Annotated in this window: 5 protein-coding genes; 3 read left to right on the plus strand and 2 right to left on the minus strand. The window is 72.9% G+C overall.

The window, feature by feature from the left end:
• The first annotated feature begins 13 nt into the window (after window positions 1-13).
• A complete protein-coding gene (locus tag ACFYZS_RS03455; RefSeq protein WP_389006233.1) occupies window positions 14-3,844 on the plus strand; it encodes an AAA family ATPase in 3,831 nt (1,276 codons plus the stop codon).
• 231 nt (window positions 3,845-4,075) lie between these two features.
• Window positions 4,076-5,506, plus strand: a complete 1,431-nt coding sequence (locus ACFYZS_RS03460) for a sugar porter family MFS transporter (RefSeq protein WP_389006235.1) — start codon at window positions 4,076-4,078, stop codon at window positions 5,504-5,506.
• 41 nt (window positions 5,507-5,547) lie between these two features.
• On the opposite strand, the gene ACFYZS_RS03465 is transcribed toward ACFYZS_RS03460, so the two are convergent.
• The gene (locus ACFYZS_RS03465; protein ID WP_389006237.1) at window positions 5,548-6,534 is read right to left on the minus strand and encodes an LLM class flavin-dependent oxidoreductase; all 987 of its coding nucleotides are present in this window, start codon (window positions 6,532-6,534) and stop codon (window positions 5,548-5,550) included.
• A gap of 63 nt (window positions 6,535-6,597) precedes the next feature.
• Window positions 6,598-8,088: a cytosine permease gene (locus tag ACFYZS_RS03470; RefSeq protein ID WP_389006239.1), complete on the minus strand. Its 1,491-nt coding sequence runs from the start codon at window positions 8,086-8,088 to the stop codon at window positions 6,598-6,600.
• Window positions 8,089-8,231: 143 nt separating this feature from the next.
• On the opposite strand from ACFYZS_RS03470, the gene ftsY reads away from it, so the two are divergent.
• Entirely contained in the window at window positions 8,232-9,452 is a 1,221-nt protein-coding gene (ftsY, locus tag ACFYZS_RS03475) for a signal recognition particle-docking protein FtsY (RefSeq protein ID WP_389006241.1), read from the plus strand.
• The last annotated feature ends 157 nt before the right edge of the window (window positions 9,453-9,609 follow it).

The following is a 9,609-nucleotide window of genomic DNA, read 5'->3' on the forward strand; positions in this document are numbered from 1 at the left end:
AGAGTCCGGCGGCGTGCACCTCAAGTCCCTGACCCTGCGTGGCTTCAAGTCCTTCGCCTCCGCAACCACCCTGCGCTTCGAGCCCGGCATTACGTGTGTGGTGGGCCCCAACGGCTCGGGCAAGTCCAATGTGGTGGACGCGCTGTCCTGGGTCATGGGGGAGCAGGGTGCCAAGTCCCTGCGCGGCGGCAAGATGGAGGACGTCATCTTCGCCGGCACCACCGGGCGGCCGCCGCTCGGGCGGGCCGAGGTGTCACTGACCATCGACAACTCCGACGGCGCCCTGCCGATCGAGTACGCCGAGGTCACGATCACGCGCATCATGTTCCGCGGCGGCAGCAGCGAGTACCAGATCAACGGTGACACCTGCCGCCTGCTCGACATCCAGGAGCTGCTCTCCGACTCCGGCATCGGCCGCGAGATGCACGTCATCGTCGGGCAGGGCCAGCTGGACTCGGTCCTGCACGCGGACCCGATGGGCCGGCGCGCCTTCATCGAGGAGGCGGCCGGCGTACTCAAGCACCGCAAGCGCAAAGAGAAGGCGCTGCGGAAGCTCGACGCGATGCAGGCGAACCTCGCGCGCGTGCAGGACCTCAACGAGGAACTGCGGCGCCAGCTGAAGCCGCTGGGGCGCCAGGCCGCGGTGGCCCGGCGGGCCGCCGTCATCCAGGCCGACCTGCGCGACGCGCGGCTGCGCCTGCTCGCCGACGACCTGGTGACGCTGCGCGGTGCGCTCGACGCGGAGATCGCGGACGAGACGGCGCTGAAGGAGCGCAAGGAGGCCGCCGAGGCACAGCTCGCGCAGGCGGTGCGGAGCGAGGCGGAGCTTGAGGAAACGGTGCGGCAGTTGACGCCGCGGCTCCAGCGGGCGCAGCAGACCTGGTACGAGCTCTCGCAGCTGGCGGAGCGGGTACGGGGGACCGCGTCCCTGGCCGACGCGCGGGTCACATCGGCCTCGGCCGCGGCTCCGGAGGAGGAGCGGCGCGGCCGCGATCCCGAGGACATGGAGCGGGAGGCCGCGCGGATCCGCGAACAGGAGGCGGAGCTGACGGCCGCGCTGGAGGCGGCGTCGCGGGCCCTGGAGGACACCGTCGAGCACCGGGCGGAGCTGGAGCGGTCGCTGGCCGCGGAGGAGCGGCGGCTGCGGGACGCGGCGCGGGCCATCGCGGATCGGCGCGAGGGGCTGGCGCGCCTGACGGGCCGGCTGGGCGCGGCCAGGTCCCGTGCGGGGGCCGCGCAGGCGGAGATCGACCGGCTGGTGGCGGCGCGGGACGAGGCCGAGTCCCGGGCCGGGGTCGCGCAGGCGGAGTACGAGGCGCTGGCCGAGGAGGTCGGCGGGCTCGAAGATCCGGCGGTGGACGGGGAGTACGAGACGGCGCGGGCGGAGCTGGCCGACGCGGAGGCCGCGCTGGCGCAGGCGCGGGACGCGGCGGCGACCGCGGAGAAGTCGCGGGCGGCGGTGTCGGCGCGGCGGGACGCCCTGGCGCTCGGGCTGCGGAGGAAGGACGGCACGGGAGCACTGCTCGCCGCGCGGGAGAGGCTTGCGGGGCTGCTGGGGCCGGCGGCGGAGCGGCTGTCGGTGACGCCGGGGTACGAGGTGGCGGTGGCGGCGGCGCTCGGCGCGGCCGCGGACGCGCTGGCGGTGTCCTCGCCGGCCGCGGCGGCCGACGCCATCCGGCACCTGCGGGCCACGGACGCCGGCCGGGCCACCCTCCTGATCACACCTGCGCCGGCGGGCGGCTCGATCCCGGACCAGGGCGAGGCCGGGCCCCGGGCGGGTTCGCCGTCCGGGAATCCCTTCCCCGTCCAGGCCGCGGCCGGCGCGCAGGCCGCGGAGGGCGCGGCGGCGGGCCGTTCGGCCGCGACCCCGCTCCCGGGGCAGGCCGCGGGCCCGGGCGGCGCCGAAACCGCCCGGCCCCAGGCGGGTTCGCCGTCCGGGGCGCCCCTGCCCGGGCCGGCCGCCACCGGCGCAGACGTCCTGTCCCCGGTGGGCCTCACCGCCCCCGCCCGGGAGCCGGGCGCCGACCCGGACCCCGGCTCCGCGGCGCTGCCGGCCGCGGGGCTGGTGCAGGGGGACGCCGGGGCCGTGCGGGCCGTGGGGTGGGTGCTGCGGGAGTACGTCGTCGTCGGCGGCCTCGACGAGGCCGAGCGGGTCGTCGGGGCGCGGCCCGGACTCGTTGCCGTGACCCGGGACGGAGACGTGCTCGGCGCCCATCTCGCGCACGGGGGGTCCGCCGGGGCGCCCAGTCTGATCGAGGTGCAGGCCGCCGTCGACGAAGCCGACGCCGAACTGGTGCGGCTGGACGCCGAATGCGCGGACGGCGCCACGGCGCGGGATCGCGCCCAGGCGCTGCGGCGCGAGCTCGCCGCGCGGGTCGAGGAGATCGGCGAGCGGCGGCGGGCCGGGGAGCAGGCCCGGGCCGGGGCGGCGCAGCAGCTGGGGCGCCTCGCCGGGCAGGCCAAGGGGGCCGCAGGCGAGGCCGAGCGCAGCGCCGCCGCCGCGGCCAAGGCCCAGGACGCGCTGGAGCAGGCGCTGGCCGAGGTCGAGGAGTGCGCCGAACGGCTGGCCGTCGCCGAGGAGAACGACCCCCTCGGGGACGGTGGTGGTCAGGAGCCGGACACCGCGGTGCGCGACCGGCTCGCCGCCGACGGGGCCAACGCCCGCCAGACCGAGATGGAAGCCCGGCTGCAGCTCAGGACGCACGAGGAGCGGGTCAAGGGGCTGGCCGGCCGGGCCGATTCCCTGGACCGCGGCGCCCGCGCCGAACGGGAGGCCCGCGCCCGGGCCGAGCGCCGCCGGGCCCGGCTGCGCCACGAGGCCGAAGTCGCCCGCGCCGTCGCCGACGGGGCCCGGCAGCTCCTCGCACACCTGGAGGTCTCGCTGCGCCGCGCCGAGCAGGAGCGCGCCGCGGCCGAGCACGCCAAGGGCCTGCGCGAACGGGAGCTCGGCGAGGCCCGGAGCCGCGGCCGCGACCTGAAGGGCGAGCTCGACAAACTCACCGACTCCGTCCACCGCGGCGAGGTGCTCGGCGCCGAGAAGCGGCTGCGCATCGAGCAGGTGGAGTCGCGCGCCCTGGAGGAGTTCGGGATGGAGGCGGCGGGGCTCGTCGCCGAGTACGGGCCCGACCAGCCCGTACCGCCGAGCCCGCCCGCCGAGGGCGAGGCCCCCGACGCCGATGCCGAGCCGGGTCCCTTCGTACGCGCCCGGCAGGAGAAGCGGCTCAAGGCGGCGGAGCGCGCCTACCAGCAGCTCGGCAAGGTCAATCCGCTCGCCCTGGAGGAGTTCGCGGCGCTGGAGGAGCGCCACCGCTTCCTCAGCGAGCAGTTGGAGGACCTCCGCAAGACCCGGGCCGATCTCCTTCAGGTGGTGAAGGAGGTCGACGAGCGCGTCGAGCAGGTGTTCACCGAGGCCTACCGGGACACGGCCCGGCAGTTCGAGGGCGTGTTCTCGCGGCTGTTCCCCGGGGGCGAGGGCCGGCTGATCCTCACCGACCCCGACAACATGCTGACCACCGGCGTGGACGTGGAGGCCCGCCCGCCGGGCAAGAAGGTCAAGCGGCTCTCGCTGCTCTCCGGCGGCGAGCGCTCGCTGACGGCCGTCGCCCTCCTGGTGTCCATCTTCAAGGCCCGGCCCAGCCCGTTCTACGTGATGGACGAGGTCGAGGCCGCGCTCGACGACACCAACCTGCAGCGGCTGATCCGGATCATGGAGGAGCTCCAGGAGAGCTCCCAGCTGATCGTCATCACGCACCAGAAGCGGACGATGGAGGTCGCCGACGCGCTGTACGGCGTCTCCATGCAGGGCGACGGCGTCTCCAAGGTCATCAGCCAGCGTCTTCGCTGACCCTTCACTTCACTTAGTGAACACACTCCATGAGGGCCCCGGGGGCAGCTCTGTGAAGAATCGGGTTCATCTCTCCTATTGACTTCAGAAAGTGAACCCATAGGCTCTGCTGTGCCGTGTTGACGTTCAGGTGGTGGCAAGCAGTTTGCTGTGCGCCACTAGAGGAACACGAGCAAGCAACAACGAGACCCCCACACAGCCCGCCGTCGCCGCCGGGCCCAGGAGCGCACCTTGACCAGCACAGCGAACGCACCCGCGTCGGGCGGTGGAAACGCGTCCCAGCCCGACCACCTCGGCCACGTCATCTTCATCACCGCGGCCGCTGCCATGGGCGGCTTCCTCTTCGGCTACGACAGCTCCGTCATCAACGGAGCCGTGGAGGCCATCCGCGACCGCTTCGACGTCGGCTCGGCCGCACTCGCCCAGGTGATCGCCGCGGCGCTGATCGGCTGCGCCATCGGCGCCGCCACCGCGGGCCGCCTCGCCGACCGGATCGGCCGAATCCGCTGCATGCAGATCGCCTCCGTCCTGTTCACCGCGAGCGCCCTCGGATCCGCGCTGCCGTTCGCCCTGTGGGACCTGGCCATGTGGCGCGTCATCGGCGGCTTCGGCATCGGCATGGCCTCCGTCATCGGCCCCGCCTACATCGCCGAGGTCTCGCCGCCCGCCTACCGCGGCCGGCTCGCCTCCTTCCAGCAGGCGGCCATCGTCATCGGCATCGCCGTCTCGCAGCTGGTCAACTGGGCCATCCTCAACCTCGCGGGTGGCGACCAGCGCGGTGAGATCGGCGGACTCGAGGCCTGGCAGTGGATGCTCGGCGTGATGGTCGTGCCGGCCGTGATCTACGGCCTGCTGTCCTTCGTCATCCCGGAGTCCCCGCGCTTCCTCGTCTCGGTCGGCCGCACGGAGAAGGCCAAGGAGGTCCTGCGCGAGGTCGAGGGCTCGGGCATCGACGCCGACGCCCGCATCCGCGAGATCGACCACTCCATGCGCTCCGAGGTGAAGTCCACCTTCAAGGACCTGCTCGGCGGCCGCTTCGGCTTCCTGCCCATCGTCTGGGTCGGCATCGGCCTGTCGGTCTTCCAGCAGCTGGTCGGCATCAACGTGATCTTCTACTACAGCTCCTCGCTGTGGCAGTCGGTCGGCATCGACGCGAGCTCCTCGTTCCTGTACTCCTTCGAGACCTCGGTCGTGAACATCATCGGCACGGTGATCGCGATGATCTTCGTGGACCGGCTCGGCCGCAAGCCGCTCGCCCTCATCGGCTCCGTGGGCATGGCGCTGTCGCTGGGCACGGCGGCCTGGGCGTTCTCGTTCAAGACCGGAACCGGCGACGACATCTCCCTGCCGCACGCGCAGGGCATCACCGCCCTGGTCGCGGCCAACCTCTTCGTCCTCTTCTTCGCCCTCTCCTGGGGCGTGGTGGTCTGGGTGCTGCTGGGCGAGATGTTCCCCGGCCGCATCCGCGCCGCCGCCCTCGGTGTGGCCGCCGCGGCCCAGTGGATCGCCAACTGGGTCATCACCGTCACGTTCCCGTCGCTGTCCGACTGGAACCTCTCGGGCGCCTACATGATCTACACGTTCTTCGCCCTGCTCTCGATCCCCTTCATCCTCAAATGGGTGCCGGAGACCAAGGGCAAGGCGCTGGAGGAGATGGGGTAACCACCCCCGCCAACACCCCTTCTCCTCGATACTGCCCCGGCTCAGCCCTTGAGCCGGGGCAGTACCTGTTCGCAGAGCAGGTGCAGGCTGCGCCAGCCCTCGTCCAGCGGCATCCCGCCGCACAGCGGGTGCAGCACCAGGTTCCCCGCCTCGCCCGCGCCCCGGGCGTACGCGACCGCCTCGTCCGGGGTCAGCACCCGGTAGACCCCCTCCGCGCGCAGCTCCGCCACCGAGCGCGCGGCCGACCGTACGGCGCTGCGGATGTCCTTCGACTGCCAGGACGCGTACATGCCCGCCTCGTGCAGGAAGTGCTCGCCGTACTCGGCCCAGACCCGGTCCGGGTCCTCCGCGATGTGCAGCAGCGGGGTCTCGGCCGCGGGCATCATGCAGAAGCCCTCCGTCCCGTGCTCCGCGAGCTGCGCCTGGTAGTACGCCTCCAGCTCCGGCAGGTGCGCGCTGGGGAAGAACGGCAGCCCGAGCCGGGCCGCGCGCCGGGCCGCGGCCTTGGAGCTGCCGCCGACCAGGAGCATCGGATGCGGCTGCGTGAAGGGCCGCGGGGTGACCCGTACGGTGCGGCCCCGGTACTCGAACGGCTCGCCCGTCCACGCCCGCAGCAGGGTTTCCAGCAGCTCGTCCTGGAGCCGGCCGCGCCGGCCCCACTCGACGCCGTGCTGCTCGTACTCCTCGGGCCGGTAGCCGATGCCCGCGACCGTGACGAGACGGCCGCCGCTCAACAGGTCGAGGACCGCGATGTCCTCCGCCACCTTCAGCGGGTCGTACAGCGGGCCGATGATCGCCGAGACGGTGACCGCGATCCGGCGGGTGGCGCCGAAGACGGCGCCCGCGAAGGCGAACGGCGAGGGCAGCCAGTTGTTGGCGGCGCCGTGGTGCTCCTCGGTCTGGACGGTGTCGATGCCGCGGTCGTCCGCGTACTTCGCCATCTCCAGCGCGGCCTTGTAACGGGCGGAGAGGGACTCGGGGGTGCCGTTCGGGTCGACGAGATTGAACCGGGCCACGGTGATGGGCATGGAGAAGTCCCCCTTCGCCGGATGTGGGTGCGCGGGCGAAGGGGGACGTTAGCTGACGTGGCGTCAGTTGGACAGGGATCCGGCGGTGGCGAGCCCGGGCTCCTCGGCCCCGGCCACGGGGGCCGACGGCGCCGCCGTGCGCGGCAGTACGGCGTACAGCACGCCCGAGGTGACGATGCCGGCCGCCCAGCCCAGGCCGTTTCGGCCGATCCAGGTGTCCGCGAGCGGCCCGCCGAACCAGTCGACCTTCGTGAAGAGCAGCCCCACGACCAGGGCCGCGCCCCACGCGGTCATGGCCTGCCAGGCGTACCCGCCCCGGTACCAGTAGGCGCTGGTGCGGGTGGTGTCCAGCAGCGCGGCGCCGTCGTACGAGGTCCGGCGCAGCATGTCCACGCCGAAGACGCCGATCCAGGCCGAGAACGCCACGGCCAGCAGGGTCAGGAAGGAGATGAAGGAGCCGAAGAAGCTGGTCGCGACCACCATCAGCAGGAATCCGAAGACCAGGCTGATGACGGCGTTGACGCTGACGGCCGCCGCGCGCGGGACCTTGATGCCGAGGGTCTGCGCCGTGAACCCGGCCGAGTACATGGACATCGAGTTGATCAGCAGCATGCCGACGAGCGCGATCAGCAGGTAGGGGACCGCGATCCAGGCGGGCAGCAGATTGCCGATGAAGGAGACCGGGTCCTGCGCCGTGGCCAGGTCCGGGGTGCCGACCGCCATGACCGCGCCCATCAGCACCATCGGGATCACGACCACGGCCGCGCCGCCGATCGTCGCGCCGACCATGCCCTTGGCGGAGGCCGTGCGCGGCAGGTAGCGGGTGAAGTCCGGCCCGGACGGGACCCAGCTGATGCCGCCCGCGGCGATGGTGCCGATGCCGGCGATCATCATCGCGGTCGACCCGGCCGGCTTGTCGAAGACGGCGGACCAGTCGCTCTCCACGACCAGGTAGCCGAGCACGAGCACGCTGAAGGCGCCGAAGAGGTACGTCGACCAGGTCGAGCACGCGCGCAGTGCGCTGATGCCGAGGCCGGACACCAGGAAGGTGCAGCCGACGAAGAGCACCAGGGTGACCACGATCAGGAGGGTGTTCTTGCGCACCCCGAACAGCAGGTCCAGCACGGTGAGCATGGCGAAGGCGCCGCTGACCGCGTTGATGGTCTCCCAGCCCCAGCGCGCGACCCAGATCAGGGCGCCCGGGAAGAGGTTGCCGCGCTGGCCGAACACGGCCCGCGACAGGGCCATGCCGGGGGCGCCGCCGCGCTTGCCGGCGATCGAGATCAGCCCGACGAGCCCGTACGAGACGACGGGCGCGGCGATCGCGACGACCAGCACCTGCCAGATGTTGAGCTGGTTGAAGATCACCAGGCCGGCGCCCATGGTCAGCAGCAGCACGCTGATGTTGGCGGCGACCCAGGTGGGCACGAGCTCGCGGACCCGCCCGGTGCGCTCGCCGTCCGGTACGGGCTCCAGGCCGCGGGTCTCGACCGACGTCTCGGCGGACGGGTCGGTCGGCGTCTGTATCGCGCCGTCGGCGGGCTCGGCAGGCATGCGGTACTCCGGTGGGCAGGGCGTACGGGTAAGTCGCCCATCATCGTAGATGTGCCGCCAAGTCCACAAATAGAGCCTTACGGCCCAGCTGGAACCGCAGGAGTCCGGGGTCCGGGGCCGCCGTGGCCGATACTGGACGGGTTATGGACATCCTCATCCTTGCTGTAGTCATCGCCCTGGTCGCGGTCGGCGCGATCAGCGGGCTCGTGGTCAGCAGCCGCAAGAAGAAGCAGCTGCCGCCCTCGGCACCGTCGAGCACGCCGACCATCACTGCCCCGCCCGCCGAACCGCAGGTGGGGGAGGACGCCGTAGAGACGGCGGAAGAGCCCCGCCGCACGATCGAGGAGGTCGTCCTCCCCGAAGCGGAGGCTGCGGCTCCCGAGGCGCCCGCCGCCGTCGCCGAGCCCGAGGCGCCGGCCGCACCCGAGATCGAGGTGCCCGAGCCCACCGCCGGCCGCCTGGTCCGGCTGCGCGCCCGCCTCGCCCGGTCGCAGAACTCGCTCGGCAAGGGGCTGCTCACGCTGCTCTCGCGCGAGCACCTCGACGAGGACACCTGGGAGGAGATCGAGGAGACCCTCCTGATCGCCGACGTCGGTGTCGTGCCGACGCAGGAGCTCGTGGACCGGCTCCGCGAGCGGGTCAAGGTGCTCGGCACCCGCACCCCCGCGGACCTGCGCGCCCTGCTCAAGGAGGAGCTGCTGACCCTGGTCGGCACCGACTTCGACCGCGCCGTGAAGACGGAGAGCGGCGTGGACACCCCGGGCGTCGTGATGGTCGTCGGCGTCAACGGCACCGGCAAGACGACGACCACCGGCAAGCTGGCCCGCGTGCTCGTCGCCGACGGCCGCTCCGTGGTGCTCGGCGCGGCCGACACCTTCCGCGCCGCCGCCGCCGACCAGCTCCAGACCTGGGGCGACCGCGTGGGCGCCCGCACGGTGCGCGGCCCCGAGGGCGGCGACCCGGCCTCGATCGCCTACGACGCGGTCAAGGAGGGCATCGCCGAGGGAGCCGACGTGGTGCTCATCGACACCGCCGGCCGGCTCCACACCAAGACCGGCCTCATGGACGAGCTCGGCAAGGTCAAGCGCGTCGTGGAGAAGCACGGCCCGCTGGACGAGGTCCTGCTGGTCCTGGACGCCACCACCGGGCAGAACGGCCTGACCCAGGCCCGCGTCTTCGCCGAGGTCGTGGACATCACCGGCATCGTCTTGACCAAGCTCGACGGCACCGCCAAGGGCGGCATCGTCGTCGCCGTCCAGCGCGAGCTCGGCGTCCCGGTCAAGCTCGTCGGCCTGGGCGAGGGCCCCGACGACCTCGCGCCCTTCGAGCCGGAGGCGTTCGTGGACGCCCTGATCGGCGACTGAGCGCAGACCGTACGCACGACAGCGCCCCGGGTCCCGATCGGAACCCGGGGCGCTGTCGTGGGCACCCCCTAGGGGGTGTCCGCAAAGTAGCGCCGTGCGCCCGAAGGGCGCTCCCGCGGTGTCCGGTGCGTGCTCTCGGTGTGCCGGGCGGAAGCCG

Origin of the sequence: Streptomyces sp. NPDC001903 (assembly GCF_042891345.1) — a bacterium.
Lineage (GTDB): Bacteria > Actinomycetota > Actinomycetes > Streptomycetales > Streptomycetaceae > Streptomyces.

Excerpts from the sequence above, each read along its gene's own strand:
- ACFYZS_RS03465 (WP_389006237.1), bottom strand. The coding sequence starts at position 6,534 with ATGCCCATCACCGTGGCCCGGTTCAATCTCGTCGACCCGAACGGCACC.
- ACFYZS_RS03470 (WP_389006239.1), bottom strand. The coding sequence starts at position 8,088 with ATGCCTGCCGAGCCCGCCGACGGCGCGATACAGACGCCGACCGACCCG.
- ftsY (WP_389006241.1), top strand. The coding sequence starts at position 8,232 with ATGGACATCCTCATCCTTGCTGTAGTCATCGCCCTGGTCGCGGTCGGC.